Origin of the sequence: Photorhabdus sp. RW14-46 (genome assembly GCF_963887965.1) — a bacterium.
In the GTDB taxonomy this organism is placed as follows: Bacteria; Pseudomonadota; Gammaproteobacteria; order Enterobacterales; family Enterobacteriaceae; genus Photorhabdus; species Photorhabdus laumondii.
This window is the reverse complement of record NZ_CAWPHH010000038.1, coordinates 1-18,258: the sequence shown is the minus strand read 5'-3', so window position 1 is coordinate 18,258 and position 18,258 is coordinate 1. Positions and strand designations below refer to the sequence as shown.

The window sequence follows — 18,258 nt, the reverse complement described above, 5'->3', positions numbered from 1 at the left end:
AAGAAGAGTCTACCAGATATGGGCAAGCAGGTAGAAATTTTCACCGACGGATCTTGTCTCGGCAATCCGGGGCCTGGGGGCTACGGTGTGTTATTACGTTATCAACAACACGAAAAAACCCTTAGCGAAGGTTTTTATCATACAACCAACAACAGAATGGAGCTGATGGCAGCAATTATTGGTCTGGAAACACTGACTCGCCCTTGCAAAATTGTCTTAACCACCGACAGCCAGTATGTGCGTCAAGGCATTACACAATGGATCCATAACTGGAAAAAACGTGGCTGGCGTAAAGCAGATAAATCTCCTGTCAGCAATGTCGATTTATGGCAGCGTCTTGATCAAGCCATTAGCCGCCATAACATTGATTGGCAATGGGTCAAAGGCCACGCCGGACATGATGAAAATGAGCGTTGTGATGAACTGGCCCGCGCCGCAGCAAACTCACCAACAGAAACCGACACGGGATATCTCGAAAATAGAGATTAATTACCGCTTCCGGTAACATTTTGTTACGCCAACGGCATTGCCCAATTTAGGTTTTAATCGCGTCACTTTTCTCTGGTTTAGTGTTAATGGCAGTGTGCGCTTGCGAGCAATAATCAGACTGACACAGCCTAATACAGACAAGTGCCGATTAGAAAAACCTGTTTCATTTCGCCAGGGCAATACTTGAAAGCTGTCACGATACACCACTTCATAATTAAGCAAGCTCAACCAATCAAGTTGGCGCATCATGGAAAACATCCGGCTGCAATAGGGTTGATGACGCCATAATCCCGGTACTAATTTCCCCAAACCAAGCAGACTCAATGAATTAAAACCACTGATAATGAGCCAGCCATCATCAATCATCACCCGGTCAACTTCCCGTAAAAGACGATGGGGATCAGCGCTGTAAGCCAACATATGACTCAGTAAGCAAGCATCAACGGACTTTTCTTCAAACGGCAGATGGTAAGGATCGCTAATCACCTGCATATTCTTGCCTTCCCTACCGACATTAATCTGATTAAAAATCGGACAGCCATTACTGTCAATTTCAGCACTCAAATTACCGACTTTCAGCAGATGGAAACCAAATATTTTTGGCCACCAGGGTTGTAATTGGCGCTCCAAAGCGGCACGGTAATACTCCCCCCAAGGTAAATCAGCCCAAGAAGCCGGGGGATTTATATTCTGTATTGTATGTGCAGATTTCATGGCTTCTTTTCCTTATAACCCGCTATTAAAATAAGAGGTATACAATGGAGCTTATCAGCATTCCTGCCCTTTCGGATAATTACATTTGGTTACTTTGTGACGAAAATAGACATGTTGTCATCGTTGATCCGGCAGAATCACAACCTGTTCTTGATACCTTGGAATCTCGCGGCTGGATACCCGATGCAATTTTACTTACCCATCATCATCACGATCATGTTGGTGGCGTCCCTGGAATTATTGATCGATTCCCTGAACTACTAGTATACGGCCCAGCAGAAACCCAGAGCAAAGGTGCCACCATCATAGTATGTGGCGGTGATAGCATCAATTTTGGTCATTTTTCTTTCCAGATCATCGATGTTCCAGGCCACACTCTAGGGCACATTGCTTTTTATCAAGCGCCTTATCTCTTTTGTGGGGATACCTTGTTCTCTGGTGGCTGTGGACGTCTCTTTGAAGGCACCGCTGAACAAATGTATACATCTATCGGAAAAATAGCTGAGCTGCCTGATGACACTCTCATCTGTTGTGCCCATGAATATACTATTTCTAATATGAAGTTTGCTCATGCTGTTTTACCTAATCAGACTATCAGCGAATACCAGCAAAAAGTAATCAGAATGAGGGAAAATAATCAACCAACAATACCAACCACATTACAAACTGAGAAAAAAATCAATATTTTCTTAAAATGTGATGATATTGATTTACAAAGAAATATTGGCATTACACCCAACTCTCAACCGCTTTCCGCCGTTTTCCACCAACTAAGAAGACAAAAAGATCAATTTTGATTGAGAGAGTTGCTATATCAAACCAAGATAAGTATTATTGGTCGTCTTTTAAGCAACCATAAAAATTAATTATGAAGACAAAAGCGATTCTGTTCGCATCTGTCTTGCTGGTTGGCTGTCAATCAGGGCCTGATTGGTCGACGACAGCCGGACAACGGGCACAGAATTCGTCTTCAACGAGTCTAAAGACCGGCAAGATAGCAACTGATAATACCAATCAGCTTGCTGCTTACTGGGGAGAGGGTGATTCTGGCGCTCAGCATGAGCTGTGGGGATATATCCGTGATGAGTTGAAGATGAAAATCCCTGATAACTACAGGGTACGTGAACAACGAAATTATTACCTGAAAAACAAGAGCTATCTCCACGATGTAACTTTACGGGCTGAACCGTATATGTACTGGATAGTCAGGCAGATAAAGCAACGCGATATGCCGATGGAACTGGTACTGGTACCCATAGTGGAGAGTGCTTTTAACCCGCATGCTACCTCACATGCTAAGGCCGCTGGTCTGTGGCAGATTATCCCGGATACGGGTCGCAATTACGGTCTTACTCAAGATAAATGGTACGACGCACGTCGGGATGTTGCCGCATCAACCACTGCCGCCCTGAATCTGTTACAACGCCTGAATAAAATGTTCAATGGTGACTGGTTATTGGCTATTGCTGCTTATAACAGCGGCGAAGGCCGTGTTATGCGCGCAATAAAAGAAAACCAGATAAAAGGTAAGCCAACGGATTTCTGGTCATTATCACTACCACGGGAGACTGCGCTCTATGTGCCTAAAGTTCTGGCGCTCAGTGATGTCATCCGTAATAGCGATAAATATGGCATTACGCTGCCAAAATCCAATAACCAGCGGGCACTTGCTCAAATTGATGTTGGTCAACAAATCACGCTGTCTCAAGCCGCAGAACTGGCTGGCATGTCCCTGACATCGATTAAAGCCTACAACCCTGGGTATAAGCGAGGAGTGACATCACCTAACGGCCCGCATTACATCATGCTGCCAAAGGCAAAAGTTAATCAGTTTAAAAACTCGCTGGCAAATAAAACAGTTTTGAGCAATATTCGCCAAGAAGTTGCTAAAAACAACCACCGACTGAGTAAACAAAGCCAATATAAAGTTCGTTCAGGTGATACATTATCCGCTATTGCCAAGCGGTTTAATATTTCCACCCGTGAATTACAGCGCTTGAATAATCTGAAAACCGCCAGATTGTTAAAAATCGGACAATTATTAAGGGTAAATAATGACAATGCTATTATTTACCGTGTACGCCAAGGTGATTCAATTGCCAGTATAGCTAAACGTCATGGCATCAATATTAAGGATTTAATGAACTGGAACGATGGTATAAAAACAACAGATATCAAGCCAGGAATTGAACTAACGCTTTATATCAATGAATATTATGATGAAGCATAAAACTTTTCCTGCAACTATTTGTTGTTAAATAAATATAATAAATGGCCCTCTCTTAGGGCCATTTCCCCTATTAAGTAAAATAAAACGAATCGATGAAAATCACATAATCAATTGATAAATATAATATTAAACCATTAAATCGGATTAATTATCAATATCGCCATGATGTTAAACATGCTATTTAAGCAATAGCATTTAAATAATATACAATATAATCACGATAAAATATTAATTACAGGACTTAATGAGAGTTATAAAAATATCATTGGTAAACTATCACATTTAATAACAAATAATAAAAGCAATAAAACATCATCAAGTAATTTATAAAACTTTCATATTAACAATCGATTAAAAAAACATGACTCTATTATCGCTATTTATATTTTCATTATTTTTCATATATAAGCCATCAAATTCTTGTAATATTCAAAAAGTCAGCTAGGATAGTTAGTGACCAATATTAATTACTTTGCCGAATAGTTACTTAGGATTTTAATCAATAAACTTGTTGATATAATTATCCAAATTCTAATAAAACGAAAAAAAAGATTAATACACTATAAGAAAACAATATAAGAATAAGCACCAAATGTAATATCGGCAATATACATTCCCGAGATACAAAAAAATAAACAAAAGTTCTGTTACCACAACTAAGGACTATCATTATGACAACATCATCAACAATGCGAACGCCAATCAAGCTACCACCAATGCCATCAGAAAGCGAAGCCTCAAAAACATATAAATCAGCAGACATGGCACGCTCCTATCTAGAGGGAGATGATCTTATTTTTACTGACAACGACGGCTTTAACCGAGCCCTCCGGGATGGTTTTTTCCTCCTGAAAGCACCATCATATATGGATTTTGAACACGGCGATCGATTTGCATACCACTTCTTTGAACCCGCCACAGAAGGTGACCTTCGCCCCTATACGGGATTCAAATCATATACTTTTTCCAATAGTTACGAAGGTTATTTCGACAGAGAACATGATCAATGGGAACATTTCCGCCTCGAACGGGAAAATTGGCACCTCATGCCATCAGAGGTCGCAACACTAGGTCGCCATATGGCACACATTGGTATATGTGTACTACGCTCCGTGTTAACTTATGTTGGTATTCCTCGTCGTGATTGGGAACTCATTACTAATGGTATTTCAGAAGGGCTAAGAAACCAGATGTTATCGTTTAACCACTTCCGATCAGAGAAAGCCATGCGAGGCTCTAAATTTCATCGGGATTCAGGATGGGTGACCGTCCTAAGATCAACTGAACGTGGCCTTCTTGCCTATATAAATGATGAGCTTTTAGCTATTGATCCTGTTCCAGGATACCTAATAATTAACTTTGGTAGTTCGATCGAAGTGCTGACAGAAAATTTAACCCCGAATGTTCGAGCCAATATACATGGCGTTGCTCGCACAGAAAGAAATAGGCAACGCGATAGAATGTCATATGTCATGTTTTTAGTTAGCGATCTGGCTGGCAATGTCTACAAATATGGTCCCAACGGCCCCATCAACGTTCAATCTGTTAAAGAGTTTGTTATCCAAGAAGCGAGTCGAACATACGATGATGATAATGACGCTTTGTAGATATTTTCTGCACGATAAATTGGTGTTATACCCAATGGATTTCAAGATGCATCGCGACGGCAAGGGAGTGAATCCCCGGGAGCATAGGTAACGATGTGACCGGGGTGAGTGAGTGCAGCCAACAAAGAGGCAGCTTGAAAGATGACGGGTATATATAACAATTACATAAACTTTCTACTGGAAAAGATTAGTATATTAATCTCCTACAGCGTTTAAATTAAAAATCTGAGTCTGAATTTATATGCCTATGAAATAATCATTATTAAACAACAGATTACATTAGGTGGTTCGTTTATTATCTTACCAATATTGGTAATTAAAACAAAGCTAACAACAACTCTGTGAAAATTTCATTTATAAATTATCATATTTACTCAAAACACAATAAAATGATTTATAAGACTTTTATTGCAAATAGATTTCTAGTAAAAAAATATATTGTATTTTCTATTCTGGTCATTTGCATTTTAAATTTTTTTATGTCATATATAATGATAAAATCTTCAATTATTAAAAACATATAACCAGGTTGCTATTTATGAGTGAAATAGATAATTACAACATAAACTCTTTTCTAAGAAACAATCAATATCGAGCAAAGATTGCTTTTGTCTCTCCCCAAAGTAGGAGAAATACCTTTAAATCAGAAACAGAATGTTTTTTAGGTGTCAGTTTAGAAAACCGCAATTTCCAATCTAATCGGTTTCATACCTTAGTAAAATGGGCTTCCCAAAGATTTTCCATATGTAAAATATTAATTGGTGACAGTATCCATAGAATTACGCTAGAAACAACGAAAGGATTTTCTCAAGAGGATGCATTATCTCTAGCTATTCAAATAGGCCAAGATTTTATGCAAGAAAATCAATATATTAGATGCATACAGCCATGTCACAAAAATTGAATATATCACTTGTGCACAAATCCAAAAAACATCTGATTACATATTATTTAAGAAGATAATAACTGCATATTTTGAATCTTGCCAAAAATTTCGTTTCTTAGTAGAAGAATTTGGTAAAAAATTTCATCGACATGAATGGAATACTCTCACCGAAAACGAGAAATCATATAGACTACAACAATCATCTGAATATTTTCTCGAAGAATGCTCTGTATTTGCATGCCTGGTAAAAAATGGAAACTCTGTCATGATCTATCCTGGAACATTCAATTCCCTGGCCGAAATAATTGATAAAAAGTTTCCTGGTTTTCTTCCAGAACTTGAGGCTCTCACCGTGGTCTCCATTGATCTAAAAAAGAAGTAGATATAACTAACTAAACCGATTTAAAACTTTGGAGCCTTAAACAAAAAGAATGAAAATAACATAATATTTAAAGATATGTTAATCTTATATTTTACAAATACTAAACCAATTAAAACACTTGAAAGACACATGGCAAAACTATAATGGCTGCCATTCAATCCCTGCTCCATAAAGCTAAGAGCTATTAAGCTATCTGATAGATAGCCAAAACAAGTTAAAGTGGAAATAACAATAAATGAAAACAATATTTTATTATCTTTCATTATATTAAAGTAATTAATTAGTGATATCTTGTTTTTTTGCGATTAACATTGATCAACGGTTCTGAAACAAAAACATATAAGACTGCTGAAATAAAATAAATCATTGATATTAAAATAAGAATCTGTTTTGTTGAGTAATAAATGAGAATAAAACCTAAAAATAACAGGGCCAACATTTTGTATATTTGAAATAAAACCTGCCAATAACTAAATTTTTTTCAAATTGATTGGTTGATATGTTTTTTAATATTTTAAAATTAGAAGGTCCTAAAAATAAACGCAGGATGTTTTTAATAAAAGAATAAAGAATATATATACCTTATGGATTTCAAGATGCATCGCGGCGGCAAGGGAGTGAATCCCCGGGAGCATAGCAAACTATGTGACCGGGGTGAGCGAGTGCAGCCAACAAAGAGGCCATTTGAAAGACGACGGGTATATATTAATGTCATCAATATTGTATTGAAAAGTGGTAATAACACCGCAAAGTAGTGAAATGATAATAATGTACTTTTTTGGTTTTATATTTTCATCTACAAATGATGAAACATAGGGCGTTAGAAATAGTAACGATGCAGCATATGAAATTGTATATAAATATGCGTATATCGTTCTAGTGATATGTGATTAACGTGAATGATATTATCATCTCCAAATACAAGGTGAAAGAGTTTCCTGAGGAGGCTAATATTAATTTACGAAATTCTTTATCCATTATTTCACTCCAACTAAAATAGCCTCAGTAAATATAGCGATTGCAATAATTACCTTCTTTTTAGTATTTCCAATTGAATAATATCCACTATTGATTTAATTACTGCATCTTTAGTTAATGTGTCAATATCAATAATTTTCCAAGTGTCATCATAAAACGTCTGGTATTGATTAAGAACGTGTTTTTGGTATTCTATAAAATCATATTTTTCATTTATCTCTAATTTTCCAGATTCACTAGGTTTTAATATTTTTTTCCTTTTTTCAGCAATGCTTGGAGGAACATCAAGATATATCACCATGTCTGGTTTTGTGTTTATAGATAGAACCGATTTGCTTAATTTTGCTAATTCCGTGGATTTAAGTAAGAATCTTGCTAAATATTTATAATACCAACTATCACATATAATAACTTTACCTTGTAATAAACAAGGTTGAATAATTAAACTATCTAAAACAGCAAACCATGATGCTATCAATAGAATCCAATGCCGGTCACCAAGTTCACCCAATGGAGCTGAAATGTCATAATCCCAAAGGAGATCTCGTATTTTTCCCATGTGATACATACTATACCCAGATGGTAGTAAAGGATAATTCTTATCTAAAAAAACAATATTATTATAATCTAGAGATAAGATATCATAAACTTCTCGTGAAATTGTTGATTTACCTGCACCATCATTTCCTTCAAAAGCTATAAATAAACCGCGTTTAATCATTTCTTTTTTTCCCCGTAGTACGCTTCAGTATCAAGTGAATTTCTACCACTACCGATAATAAATGGTTTGAATCCATATTTTTGATATAATTTATGCATCTCAACATATGTTTTATAAATATCTTCAAAAATAGGTCTAGGGTGATTTTGATATTCAGAACCATGATCAGGATAAAAGACTGCTACTGCTGGAACTATACCCGTCATCTTTCAAGTTGCCTCTTTGTTGGCTGCACTCACTCACCCCGGTCACATAGTTACCTATGCTCCCGGGGATTCGCTCCTTTGCCGCCGCGATGCATCTTGAAATCCATAGGGTATAATCTTTATTCTTTCCATTGCATTCCCCATATGTATTATTTTTTTAATGCCCCTAGTCTTTCGAATTCCAATATATAAAAATTAGCATTTGTATTATTTATTCCAATTTTCTCCAACTCTGAAACAACTTCAAACTCTGTTTTTTCATTATCTATTACTAACCAAACTTTATATGCATCTGAATTAATTTCACATAATGCTTTTTTTGCGAAAAGTATTAATTTCCCATCCTTGCACAAGATTCTATACCATAAATTTTTTATTATTGGTTTATTATTTTCATCTGATAATGAAATGTCGGATGTATTAGCTATTCTTTTCTTTGCAAAAGATACATTGTAACCAAAAATATCTTTTCCTTGACAATAATCTAAAGTTAATTGCCACATTTTAGCAACTGAGTTTATGTAATCAATTGTTGAAATATCATTGATTACATTAAATTTTGAACAAATCATCAAGTATATAGATGTTATTGGATGGTCTTTTCCAAACACCTTCATTGCATTTTGATAACGCCACTTTATTAAAGTGGATGTGTTTCCACTTGAAGCCATAATATAATCCATTGCTGAATTAACTGTTCGTTCAAAGTTGAATGCTGCTGATATTAGGTCATTATTTAAAATATTTCCAATCCCATCGGAAAAACACTTTTCTCCAAAGTTTTTTGCTTTGGTCTTAAGTATTTCACATAATTTAGTCTTATTTATGTCTCCTTTCAATTTGTTAAAATTATTTGACTTTATAATCGATTCCCCTGTTAATATCCTATGAGACAAATGTAATTTATACCAATCGGAATTTGAACCTCCATTGTTGATTATCTTCATGATTTCTTTTATCTCTTTTAAAGAGATTATTGTCACTTCTAACATTCCTATATCGGATGGTATAAATATCTCTTCGCATTCTATTTCCAGATCTCCTTCCAATATAACATAGACATCATAATCAGATTTTGGTGTTGCAAACCCTTCAATGACTGAACCTGACAAGTAGCAAGTATACAGATCAGTATCATTAAATCTTTTATTTATTATTACTGTTATTTCCCTTTTTACGTTAATAATGTCCATGTTTTACCTTTTATCTTATAAATGAAAGGACAAATAAAGGAATAAAGGTTATGGTATACCTTTATTCCTTTTTCTATTAATTAGGGGATGAATTCATTAAACCATTATCATAATTCAATGTTTCATCATTAGTTAGTGGCCTAAATGCTTGTGCTGTTATCACATTCATTTTATTCTCCTCTAGGATTTTTTTGACAAATAAACTGGATTAAAATTTAATTCAGCATCCTAATAATAACAGTTTTTTTAATTCAGCCATGTGATAGTTAATATATTTGTGGGCACTATCACAACTAAAAATATAACCTATTGAAAAGACTGTAAATTATTTGTTGCTTTTTGTGATAAAATCTGTATCAAACTTGGTATGCTTTCCAATAGATTCATTTGACATAATCATTTGAATTTATTGTTATTATTTTTTCGGTCATGTATTCAATACGGTGATCATCATGTAAAATTCTGTCATTTATTAAAGAATTCTTGATGAACAAAATACACGTTTTTATTATCCTTTCAGTCACCGTATTCTCGTTGGCACAACCGAATTCATGTTGTTATCCATGATTACCCCTCTTACACTCGCCTTCGGGACAACCGCATTTGCTACTCAGGAACTTGAGCGGGTATACGATGATAATAATGATGTTTTATCGATCACTTCTCTATTGAAAGCGCCTGACACGTTAAATTTATTTTCTAACAACCTGTTTCCAATAAACTTCTCTCTATAAAACCGGGAGAACAGGATAAGGTAAACAGGTTTTTCTACACACTTTTCATTAATAGTCGATTCGGCAAAGATATCAGTCAATACGTCCATTCTTAATGAACATGAAAAAATTCTAATCCTTGAAATAAGCTTCAAAGAATTTTTTAACAAAATTATATTATTAATAATCTTATCCCCCCTTCTTTAAGTTGCTCATTACAGGTCGATTATGAAGGTTCATCATCATAAAATTGGGAATAATTTCAGTAGCAATTCAATTTATAACAGAATGAAAATACCCGTCATTTATTTTGTACAGGATGATTATGATAAAAAAACATAAAACTGAAAACATTCAATTAATTAACACTAAAAACATAATGATAATATAAATTTTCCTATCAAAATAGACAAGCAGATTAATCTCCCACAGAGTTTAAATTCAAAAAATAACGCTCATTTTATATACACAAATATAAAATAGATATTACCAAACAATAATTTAAATAAAACAAATCATTTATTATCTTAATCAAAATAAATAATCACAACAGAACAAATAAAAATTCCGTAAACATTTCATCAATAAATTACCATAATATAAGATAATGATTTTAAAGATTTTTGTGATAACATTTTTTCCATAAAAAACATATCGTATTTTTCATTGTAGTCATTTGCATTTCAATTCTTTCTATGCCATATATTAACTATATAGATAACAGACATTAATTATGTAAATGCATATGTGACGAAATTGTCACTTATATAGCTATGAAAAATAATTATAATATCATCTTTTTTTTAAGAAACTGTTAATATTGAGTGAAGGTCGATTTAATTTTGGCATCTATATTAGACCAAGAGTGGATCAATATTTCTATCGATATGGCAAAAATGGTGCTCTGACACCTGTAAAGCTATTCCTAAATTTCCAAAAAAGAAAGCTGGTGAAATAATTTATGAATTTAATCCAAAAGTCGAGAGCATAGAAAGTCTTTTTACTACTTTATTTAAGGGCCATAATCATGAAAACCTCATCAACAATGCGAGCTCCAATTAAACTACCATTAATGCCATCTGAAATAACTGCCGCAGAAACTTATAAATCGGCAAACATGGTTCGATCCCGCCTGGAAGGAGACAAACTTGTTTTTACTGATGAAGATGACTTTGATCGAGCTATCCGACACGGTTTTTTTCTCCTGGAAGTTCCACCCCATATAGATTTTGAATACGGAGATCGACTTGCATACCACTTCTTTGAACCTGTTACAGAAGGTGATCTGCGTCCCTATACGGGATTCAAATCATGTACTTTTTCCAACGGTTTCGAAGGTTATTTCGACAGAAAACATGATCAATGGGAAAATCTCTATATCGAACGAGCGCACTGGAACTTAATTCCAACCGAGGTCGCGACACTGGGTCATCATATGGCACACATGGGTACATGTATATTGCGCTCAGTGTTAAATCATGTTGGCATTCCTCGTAGTGACTGGGAATTAGTCACAGGTGGTCTTTCGGAAGGACGAGGGCATCAGATGCTAGGGTTTAATCACTACCGATCAGATAAAGCTACCCGGGGATCTAAATTTCATCGGGATATAGGATGGATAACAATCCTAAGAGCAACTGAACGTGGACTATTAGCTTATATAGATGATGAGCTTTTGGCTATTGATCCTGTTCCTGGTCACCTGATAATTAACTTTGGTAGCTCGATAGAAGTGCTGACAGAAAATTTAACGAAAAATGTTCGGGCCAATATACATGGCGTTGTTCGCACAGAACGTAATGGACAGCGCGATAGAATGTCCTATGCAATGTTTTTAGACAATAGCCTGGCTGGTGATCTCTACAAATATGGTCCCAAAGGTCCGATCAAAGTTCAATCCGTTAAAGAATTTGCTGTTCAGGAAATTAGTCGGTCGTATGATGATAATAACGCTTTGTAGATATTCTTAGCACAATAAATCAAGGTCATAACACAGATTTGAGCTGACAGATACCTTTATATCGGTGTCTGTCAGGTTAAATCAGCAGGTGAACCCCGATCCCTCTCGGGCTCACCAAATCGTCAGACATATGAGAATGGATTTTTAATAACCAAGCTGTCTTCCAACATCTGCCCGTGATTCATGTCTTCACTATAGAGCGTCCGACAACCTGCGATGACCGCAGCCGCCACAATACAAGAATCGTAGAATGACAAGCGATAACGCTCTGCAATAAGCCTAGCTCGGTCATGAACTTCAACCGTAAGAGGCACGATTTTGCAAAAACTACGTACAATATCGAGGAACTCCGCTATCTCTTCCCAACTCATCTTAAGTTTACGCACACACGTGCGCCACTTCATTGAGTACCTGCACATTGCTGTCGATAAAACCACAAGACTTAACCCCTACCATTCGCTTCATCTCTACTGAACTTGAAATCTGTCGGCAACTTACCGCGGAATGTTCGAAGACGCTCCAACAACACCTCAGATCCAGGCTTCTTGCATACTGCGAAGGTACGCGGATCATCCACTACAATCTCAATATCATCACCTTCACGCAATTCCAGAATTTCAACTAAGCTAGCTGGCAGACGTATGGAAAGGCTGTTACCCCATTTTGCTACTTGCATGATATTACCTCCTTGGATATACACTTTTACTGTATATCTACTCTTGCAAAATACAAGCTTAACCAAAGCATCTAACCCGAATGTGGGGAAGACTTTTATCAGGTTTCCTGTAGCTAAAAGAATGTACATAAGGGATAAACTCCGTTCTTATATCCGGCATACCTAATCCGATAAATTAATTCTATGCTCGCTTTCTTTATTACGGATATTACTAATGCGCTTCCCCTTTTTCCTTTGTAATATTTAATACTTTCACATCTGCCTAATCTGGCCTGCCCCCTTATATGTATTTCACAATAGCTTTTCTACGTCACTGACTCATCACGTTTTACCGCAAAAAATATACGAACATCTATCTATACCCGTCATCTTTCAAGTTGCCTCTTTGTTGGCTGCACTTACTCACCCCGGTCACATCGTTACCTATGCTCCCGGGGATTCGTTCCCTTGCCGTCGCGATGCATCTTGAAATCCATAGGGTATACATATGGAGTTAAATCGATCTTATGAACAAAAAAGCACAATATTCATCCACTCTGGAACAAAGCACAAAATACACGTTTTTATTTATCCTTTCAGTCACTGTATTCTTCGTTGGCGCAACCGAATTCATGTTGTCATCCATGCTTAACCCTCTTGCAATCGCCTTCGGGACAACGGCGGTCGGAGCATCCTGGCTGGTATCCAGCTATGCATTTTCCTACGCTCTGGCAGCACCTATATTTGGGTATTTTTCAGATCGTATTAACAGAAGCAGATTACTTCTGATTTCTCTGCTGTTTTTCGCCGCAGATGGCCTCGCTATCACTCTTGCTCCCACTCTTAATATCGCAATCATACTGCGAATTTTTGGCGGTATAGCATCAGCGGTCATCATACCCACCGTATTTGCCTTGATCGCCGATATCATTCCCTATAATCGCCAAACGGGAGCGATGGGCGTTGTTATGCTCGGTATGACTTTTGGCATTGCATTCGGTCCAGCTTTAGCCGGGATGTTGACAGATTTAATAAATTGGCAAGCACCATTTTTATTTAGCGCACTCGGCTGTGTCGTTACATTCATCATCGGGCTCTACTGCTTTCCATCAAAAACTGCACCTGTGACTGCTCCCCGCCCTGTCGGGCGAGGCTTCCCACTTCCCAGGCCGCAACCGTCTGTGTGACGGATTTACACTGGCCTCCATGGGCAGAAACGACGAGTCCCGCCGCTTGTAATTCCAGTATTCCCTTGCGTTCGATGTTGATCGCCGCATTGATATCGCGGTCATGCTCTACTCCGCATTCAGGACATTGCCAGATGCGTTTATTTAACGGCATCTCCGACATTTTGTGACCGCAGCAGTGACAGGTTTTCGAACTGGCGAACCATTGATCCAACTTCACCAGATGCACTCCTTTCTCTGCTGCTTTGTATTCCAGTTTTGCGACGAATCCAGACCATCCAGCATCGCCTATCGCACGAGCCAGATGGTGATTTTTCATCATATTTGCCGCTTTCAGCGTCTCGACAATTACCGCTTGGTTTTCGTCAACAATTGCGCGAGATAATTTATGCTGGAAATCGGCGCGGGCGTTGGCTACCCGCTCGTGAACTGCCGCAAGTTGTATTCGGGCTTTACGTCTGTTTGCGCTCCCCTTTCTCTTACGCGAAAGGGCTTTCTGCTTCCGGCGCAGATTGTGACTGACATTGATAAGGTGGCGCGGATTGGCAATCTTATTGCCGTCCGATTTGATGGCAAAATGCGTCAGCCCCATATCCAGCCCTGTAACGTTTGATATCAGTGCCAGTTTCGTAGGTGCTTCCATTCCGTCATCACAGAGTAACGATGCGTAGTATTTTCCGGTTGCGCTGCGGCTCAATGTGATACTTTTCAGCGTTCCCGTAATTTCACGATGTAAACGAGCTTCAATCGGCAAGATTTTCGGGATTTTGAGCGCACCATCAATGACTTTGATTCCAACACAATGATAGCTAGATTGCTTTCCGTGCTTACTTTTAAACGTCGGGAAACGGGCTTTCAGTTTCGGATTGAAAAAGTTGGAAAAGGCCACTTCGAGATTAATCACCGCCTGCTGTAACGCGATGGAATCATACTCTTTAAGCCATGCGTATTTACGGGATTTTTTTGCTACGGCCAGTAAAGGTTTCAAGTCGTTACGGGGGCTTAAACTCACCCCGTGCCGCTGGTAAGCCTGTTTTTTAATGTGAAGAGCTTTGTTGTACGCAAAACGCACCGCACCGAACTGGGCATTGAGAAATTCCGCCTGTTCCGGTGTCGGGTAAATACGTACTTTCGTGGCTCTTAACATAATCAGCGCTCATTGATATACTTCTGTTATTTTAACAGGTTAACGGAATATATCAATTGAGTAATCATGATGATTTGCTGGAGGGGTTCCTCCGTAAACGGCATAGTGTCAGCAAACTGGTTGTACACCTGATTTTTACCACAAAATACCGCCGAAAATTGTTTGACGGACGAATGATAGAGCAGTTGCGTGATGCTTTTTGTTCTGCTGCCGGAAAGCTCGAATGCGAAATAATTGAGATGGACGGGGAGCCAGAGCATGTACACCTGCTGGTTGCCTACCCGCCAAAGCTTGCTGTCAGTGTGATGGTCAATAATTTGAAATCGGTATCATCACGTCTGCTACGCCAGCAGAACACGCATTTACGGATGCAAAGTAAAACCGGACTTTTGTGGTCAAGATCGTACTTTGTCTGTAGCACCGGAGGGGCAACGATTGAAACGCTCAGAGCCTACGTTCAGAGTCAGTCAACGCCAGATTGAGCTTTAAAGCCCTGCGGGATTTTCGCCTTATATCCCCGCCCGCACTGGCCGAGGGTTTACGGCGTTTTTCGCTAAAGCCAACAAACCCGCGCTTAATCTGGTTTCGACAATGGTCGGTTGTCAGGCCACTCATTGCAAAAGGGGCGTGGAATGGTGCCGGTGTCTCTGCTTTTCTTTTGTCTGGAGAAGTTCTACGTCAACGGTACGGATTTGGCCCCACAGAAATCGGTTTGACTGTTGCAGCCTTTGGTGCTGGCTTAGGCTTAGGCAATCTGTCCGCTGGTTTGCTTCGCAAGCTTTGCGGTCGAGAAGAAGTGACTTTGGTTTTGATCAGTTTGCTACTGACTGGTGTGATCTCAGTTTTTATGCTTGTTCCGCTTACGCTTCCCGGTTCTCTAGGATGTTTAATATTCTGGGGTGCCGCACTGGGCGTTGGAGCGCCGACAAGTACCGTCGTTTTGGCAACACGATCAGGCCCTCACAAAGGTATGGTTCTGGCCTTTGCAGAAACATTCAATAATCTGGGGATCTTGTGTTTAGTGCCATTAGCCACTATTGGGTTAGTCACAGGAGGTTCAAGCACAGCAATGGCCGTGCTATCCGTCGGATTGGTCATCGGCCTTACATTGACAATATTGGATTTCTGGCTGACGCGCTCGGCAAATCCTTCTCGATGAATCTTCACCCTCTGGCTTTATTTCCCCATCGTACATTTGATGGGGATAATAGTTATTCTGTCCAGAGGGACATGAATAAATTTTCAGTTACAACCAGAATAACCAAGCAAACAGAGAGATGATCGCGATACAGGCAATATTCAGCACCATACCCACTCTGACCATTTCAGTCTGTTTAATATGACCGGAGCTGAAAACAATCGCATTAGGTGGTGTGGCAACCGGCAACATAAAGGCACAGGATGCCCCAAAACCGATAATAAGTGTCAGCGTCACTACCGGCATCCCCAACGCTTCCGCAACGGTTGCGAATATCGGTACTAGCAATGCTGCACTGGCTGTATTACTGGTAAATTCAGTCAGGAAGATAATAAACGCAGCTACCGCAACAATAATCACAAACCAGTGGCTTGCGCCAAAAGTCGCGGCCATACCATTCGCCATGATTTCACTAGCACCTGAGTTTTTCAAAATAGCGCTTAAAGTCAGACCACCACCAAACAGTATCAACACCCCCCACTCGGTATTATTTTGAATCTGCGACCAACTCGCTACCCCCGTTATACCAATCAGAACAGCAGCACTGACAGCAATAATAGTATCCAGATCTTTCACACCTCCTAAGGCAGAGCTGATAACCGTGCTAAAGATCCAGCAAAATACGGTTAATAAGAAGATCAGCATGGTCATCAGACGTTTGCCAGTCCAATCCAGTTTTTCTAGCTTCATGTCGAATTTATGATTCAAATTCGGGCGCAGCATCAGATACATAACACCCACCATCATTGGCAGCAGAATAACCACCAACGGAACCCCAAACTTCATCCAATTGAAGAAATCGATACCCAATTGCGCTGCTGCAATCGCGTTTGGTGGGCTCCCCACCAAAGTACCTAAGCCACCGATACTTGCACTATAAGCCACACCCAACAGCACAAATACAAACGTATGGCGCTCAGAACGTGCATCCAGATTAGACAAAATACCCAATACTAATGGCAGCATCATCGCGGCAGTCGCTGTGTTACTGATCCACATGGAAAGGCCAGCCGTCACACCAAACAACAACATCACCGCTACAGATAAACGTCCACGGGCAATCATCAACAGACGGTTAGCTATCAGTCTGTCCAATCCTTGGATGTGAAGGGCCGTTGCCAGAGCAAAGCCACCAAAAAACAGGAAGATAATGGGATTAGCAAAAGATTTCAGCGCATCTCCCGTATTCATTAACCCCATACCAACTGCCAGAATTGGAATACATAATGCAGTAATCGTGACGTGAATAGCTTCAGTAAGCCACAGCACACCAACAAATATCATTAGTGCTAAACCTGCATTAGCTTTTTCACCAAACGGTAACGTATTAAGTAGAATAAGTAGTAGCGCAATATCAGCAGCCAGAATAATTAAGCCTTTTTTATTCGAAAAATTTGGCCTTATAGCTGTGGTTAAAGATTCAGAAACATCCATGGTGACTCCATTAGCGCCGGTGATATCTGATCCACCATTGCTACAATTGTTAAAAAAATACAAGGCGTGTGAATATAAGGAGTCTTCTCTGGGAATCAAATGCCATTCTTTAAATTTTGAGATCTAAAGCGCAATAACTAATCAATTAAATCATAAAAGACGGTATATTATACAAATTCTCGTTGTTACATCACATTATTACACCTTTATAGTTATAGGAAATCATTACGTTTTATGCAGCTTTTTTGGGCACAAAAGCAGTTAAAAAAACGAGAGGGTGTTTTAGCATCAACGATGGTTAAAAATCTGGCGAATTAACTTACCAGAAAGGTTATAGGCTTAACGAGTATTTAAACATTAACAAGGCCATTTTTTTCATTTTTCACTGATAGCTTTATGATGGTAGGTTTTAAACTGTTATTAAAAGCCACGGTAGATTCACATAATAAGTGCAACATCGTTAATCTGGAAGTAAACATGTTCGTATTCCTTTAAATAATTCATTCGGGGTTTTCCCACCCCGTGTTTTTCGAGGGCGATTATTTAATCGGTTTACCA

At 38.5% G+C, this 18,258-nt stretch carries 19 protein-coding genes; 10 read left to right on the top strand and 9 right to left on the bottom strand.

Annotated elements, in window-relative coordinates; translation table 11 throughout:
- The first annotated feature begins 18 nt into the window (after positions 1–18).
- Entirely contained in the window at positions 19–489 is a 471-nt protein-coding gene (rnhA, locus tag AACQ38_RS20610) for a ribonuclease HI (RefSeq protein WP_011145307.1), read from the top strand.
- Here the strand turns inward: rnhA and AACQ38_RS20605 are convergent, their stop codons facing one another.
- Positions 490–1,203: a class I SAM-dependent methyltransferase gene (locus AACQ38_RS20605; RefSeq protein ID WP_011145306.1), complete on the bottom strand. Its 714-nt coding sequence runs from the start codon at positions 1,201–1,203 to the stop codon at positions 490–492.
- A 44-nt stretch (positions 1,204–1,247) separates the two neighbouring features.
- Between AACQ38_RS20605 and gloB the strand changes: the two genes are divergently transcribed.
- The 5 genes from gloB (at position 1,248) to AACQ38_RS24195 (ending at position 6,308) form a co-directional block, all read left to right on the top strand.
- On the top strand, positions 1,248–2,000 hold the full coding sequence (gloB, locus tag AACQ38_RS20600) for a hydroxyacylglutathione hydrolase (RefSeq protein WP_011145305.1): 753 nt from the start codon (positions 1,248–1,250) through the stop codon (positions 1,998–2,000).
- Between the two features lie 71 nt (positions 2,001–2,071).
- On the top strand, positions 2,072–3,433 hold the full coding sequence (gene mltD / locus AACQ38_RS20595) for a murein transglycosylase D (RefSeq protein WP_011145304.1): 1,362 nt from the start codon (positions 2,072–2,074) through the stop codon (positions 3,431–3,433).
- Between the two features lie 671 nt (positions 3,434–4,104).
- Positions 4,105–5,040: a 2OG-Fe(II) oxygenase family protein gene (locus AACQ38_RS20590; RefSeq protein WP_165578975.1), complete on the top strand. Its 936-nt coding sequence runs from the start codon at positions 4,105–4,107 to the stop codon at positions 5,038–5,040.
- Between the two features lie 538 nt (positions 5,041–5,578).
- A complete protein-coding gene (locus tag AACQ38_RS20585; RefSeq protein ID WP_207631944.1) occupies positions 5,579–5,944 on the top strand; it encodes a tRNA-dependent cyclodipeptide synthase in 366 nt (121 codons plus the stop codon).
- Positions 5,889–6,308 carry a tRNA-dependent cyclodipeptide synthase gene (locus AACQ38_RS24195; protein ID WP_445260631.1) on the top strand — a complete coding sequence of 140 codons (420 nt, stop codon included), beginning with the start codon at positions 5,889–5,891 and terminating at the stop codon, positions 6,306–6,308. The genes AACQ38_RS20585 and AACQ38_RS24195 overlap by 56 nt, the downstream gene beginning before the upstream one ends.
- A gap of 1,027 nt (positions 6,309–7,335) precedes the next feature.
- Here AACQ38_RS24195 and AACQ38_RS20580 read toward each other — a convergent pair.
- The 3 genes from AACQ38_RS20580 to AACQ38_RS20570 all read right to left on the bottom strand — a co-directional run bounded on the left by AACQ38_RS20580 (position 7,336) and on the right by AACQ38_RS20570 (position 9,406).
- Positions 7,336–8,007, bottom strand: a complete 672-nt coding sequence (locus tag AACQ38_RS20580) for a dTMP kinase (protein ID WP_165578974.1) — start codon at positions 8,005–8,007, stop codon at positions 7,336–7,338.
- Positions 8,004–8,213 (bottom strand): hypothetical protein, encoded by a 210-nt coding sequence (locus AACQ38_RS20575; protein ID WP_242685639.1) that lies wholly within the window; start codon positions 8,211–8,213, stop codon positions 8,004–8,006. Before AACQ38_RS20575 ends, AACQ38_RS20580 begins: the two co-directional genes overlap by 4 nt.
- 149 nt (positions 8,214–8,362) lie before the next feature.
- Positions 8,363–9,406 (bottom strand): hypothetical protein, encoded by a 1,044-nt coding sequence (locus tag AACQ38_RS20570; RefSeq protein ID WP_165578973.1) that lies wholly within the window; start codon positions 9,404–9,406, stop codon positions 8,363–8,365.
- A gap of 1,758 nt (positions 9,407–11,164) precedes the next feature.
- On the opposite strand from AACQ38_RS20570, the gene AACQ38_RS20565 reads away from it, so the two are divergent.
- Complete coding sequence (locus AACQ38_RS20565) at positions 11,165–12,079, top strand: 2OG-Fe(II) oxygenase family protein (RefSeq protein WP_242685638.1); 915 nt, start codon at positions 11,165–11,167, stop codon at positions 12,077–12,079.
- 122 nt (positions 12,080–12,201) lie between these two features.
- Here AACQ38_RS20565 and AACQ38_RS20560 read toward each other — a convergent pair whose 3' ends face one another.
- The 3 genes from AACQ38_RS20560 to AACQ38_RS20550 all read right to left on the bottom strand — a co-directional run bounded on the left by AACQ38_RS20560 (position 12,202) and on the right by AACQ38_RS20550 (position 13,242).
- Positions 12,202–12,483, bottom strand: coding sequence for a PIN domain-containing protein (locus AACQ38_RS20560; protein WP_207631943.1), 282 nt, complete (start codon positions 12,481–12,483; stop codon positions 12,202–12,204).
- 38 nt (positions 12,484–12,521) lie between these two features.
- On the bottom strand, positions 12,522–12,755 hold the full coding sequence (locus AACQ38_RS20555) for an AbrB/MazE/SpoVT family DNA-binding domain-containing protein (RefSeq protein WP_165578971.1): 234 nt from the start codon (positions 12,753–12,755) through the stop codon (positions 12,522–12,524).
- A 352-nt stretch (positions 12,756–13,107) separates the two neighbouring features.
- Entirely contained in the window at positions 13,108–13,242 is a 135-nt protein-coding gene (locus AACQ38_RS20550) for a hypothetical protein (protein ID WP_278249269.1), read from the bottom strand.
- Between the two features lie 19 nt (positions 13,243–13,261).
- Between AACQ38_RS20550 and AACQ38_RS20545 the strand changes: the two genes are divergently transcribed.
- Positions 13,262–13,921, top strand: coding sequence for an MFS transporter (locus tag AACQ38_RS20545; RefSeq protein ID WP_242685637.1), 660 nt, complete (start codon positions 13,262–13,264; stop codon positions 13,919–13,921).
- On the opposite strand, the gene AACQ38_RS20540 is transcribed toward AACQ38_RS20545, so the two are convergent.
- Positions 13,821–15,068 carry an RNA-guided endonuclease InsQ/TnpB family protein gene (locus AACQ38_RS20540; RefSeq protein ID WP_165578970.1) on the bottom strand — a complete coding sequence of 416 codons (1,248 nt, stop codon included), beginning with the start codon at positions 15,066–15,068 and terminating at the stop codon, positions 13,821–13,823. The genes AACQ38_RS20545 and AACQ38_RS20540 overlap by 101 nt on opposite strands.
- Before the next feature lie 56 nt (positions 15,069–15,124).
- Here AACQ38_RS20540 and tnpA point away from each other — a divergent pair, with 56 nt between their 5' ends.
- Positions 15,125–15,550, top strand: coding sequence for an IS200/IS605 family transposase (gene tnpA, locus AACQ38_RS20535; RefSeq protein ID WP_112872000.1), 426 nt, complete (start codon positions 15,125–15,127; stop codon positions 15,548–15,550).
- On the top strand, positions 15,547–16,227 hold the full coding sequence (locus AACQ38_RS20530) for an MFS transporter (protein ID WP_242685636.1): 681 nt from the start codon (positions 15,547–15,549) through the stop codon (positions 16,225–16,227). The genes tnpA and AACQ38_RS20530 overlap by 4 nt, the downstream gene beginning before the upstream one ends.
- A gap of 87 nt (positions 16,228–16,314) precedes the next feature.
- Here AACQ38_RS20530 and AACQ38_RS20525 read toward each other — a convergent pair whose 3' ends face one another.
- Positions 16,315–17,700 (bottom strand): SLC13 family permease, encoded by a 1,386-nt coding sequence (locus AACQ38_RS20525; protein WP_113026620.1) that lies wholly within the window; start codon positions 17,698–17,700, stop codon positions 16,315–16,317.
- Between the last annotated feature and the right edge of the window lie 558 nt (positions 17,701–18,258).

Excerpts from the sequence above, each read along its gene's own strand:
- rnhA (WP_011145307.1), top strand. The coding sequence starts at position 19 with ATGGGCAAGCAGGTAGAAATTTTCACCGACGGATCTTGTCTCGGCAAT.
- AACQ38_RS20605 (WP_011145306.1), bottom strand. The coding sequence starts at position 1,203 with ATGAAATCTGCACATACAATACAGAATATAAATCCCCCGGCTTCTTGG.
- gloB (WP_011145305.1), top strand. The coding sequence starts at position 1,248 with ATGGAGCTTATCAGCATTCCTGCCCTTTCGGATAATTACATTTGGTTA.
- mltD (WP_011145304.1), top strand. The coding sequence starts at position 2,072 with ATGAAGACAAAAGCGATTCTGTTCGCATCTGTCTTGCTGGTTGGCTGT.
- AACQ38_RS20590 (WP_165578975.1), top strand. The coding sequence starts at position 4,105 with ATGACAACATCATCAACAATGCGAACGCCAATCAAGCTACCACCAATG.
- AACQ38_RS20585 (WP_207631944.1), top strand. The coding sequence starts at position 5,579 with ATGAGTGAAATAGATAATTACAACATAAACTCTTTTCTAAGAAACAAT.
- AACQ38_RS20580 (WP_165578974.1), bottom strand. The coding sequence starts at position 8,007 with ATGATTAAACGCGGTTTATTTATAGCTTTTGAAGGAAATGATGGTGCA.
- AACQ38_RS20575 (WP_242685639.1), bottom strand. The coding sequence starts at position 8,213 with ATGACGGGTATAGTTCCAGCAGTAGCAGTCTTTTATCCTGATCATGGT.
- AACQ38_RS20570 (WP_165578973.1), bottom strand. The coding sequence starts at position 9,406 with ATGGACATTATTAACGTAAAAAGGGAAATAACAGTAATAATAAATAAA.
- AACQ38_RS20565 (WP_242685638.1), top strand. The coding sequence starts at position 11,165 with ATGCGAGCTCCAATTAAACTACCATTAATGCCATCTGAAATAACTGCC.
- AACQ38_RS20560 (WP_207631943.1), bottom strand. The coding sequence starts at position 12,483 with ATGAAGTGGCGCACGTGTGTGCGTAAACTTAAGATGAGTTGGGAAGAG.
- AACQ38_RS20555 (WP_165578971.1), bottom strand. The coding sequence starts at position 12,755 with ATGCAAGTAGCAAAATGGGGTAACAGCCTTTCCATACGTCTGCCAGCT.
- AACQ38_RS20550 (WP_278249269.1), bottom strand. The coding sequence starts at position 13,242 with ATGTATACCCTATGGATTTCAAGATGCATCGCGACGGCAAGGGAACGA.
- AACQ38_RS20545 (WP_242685637.1), top strand. The coding sequence starts at position 13,262 with ATGAACAAAAAAGCACAATATTCATCCACTCTGGAACAAAGCACAAAA.
- AACQ38_RS20540 (WP_165578970.1), bottom strand. The coding sequence starts at position 15,068 with ATGTTAAGAGCCACGAAAGTACGTATTTACCCGACACCGGAACAGGCG.
- AACQ38_RS20525 (WP_113026620.1), bottom strand. The coding sequence starts at position 17,700 with ATGGATGTTTCTGAATCTTTAACCACAGCTATAAGGCCAAATTTTTCG.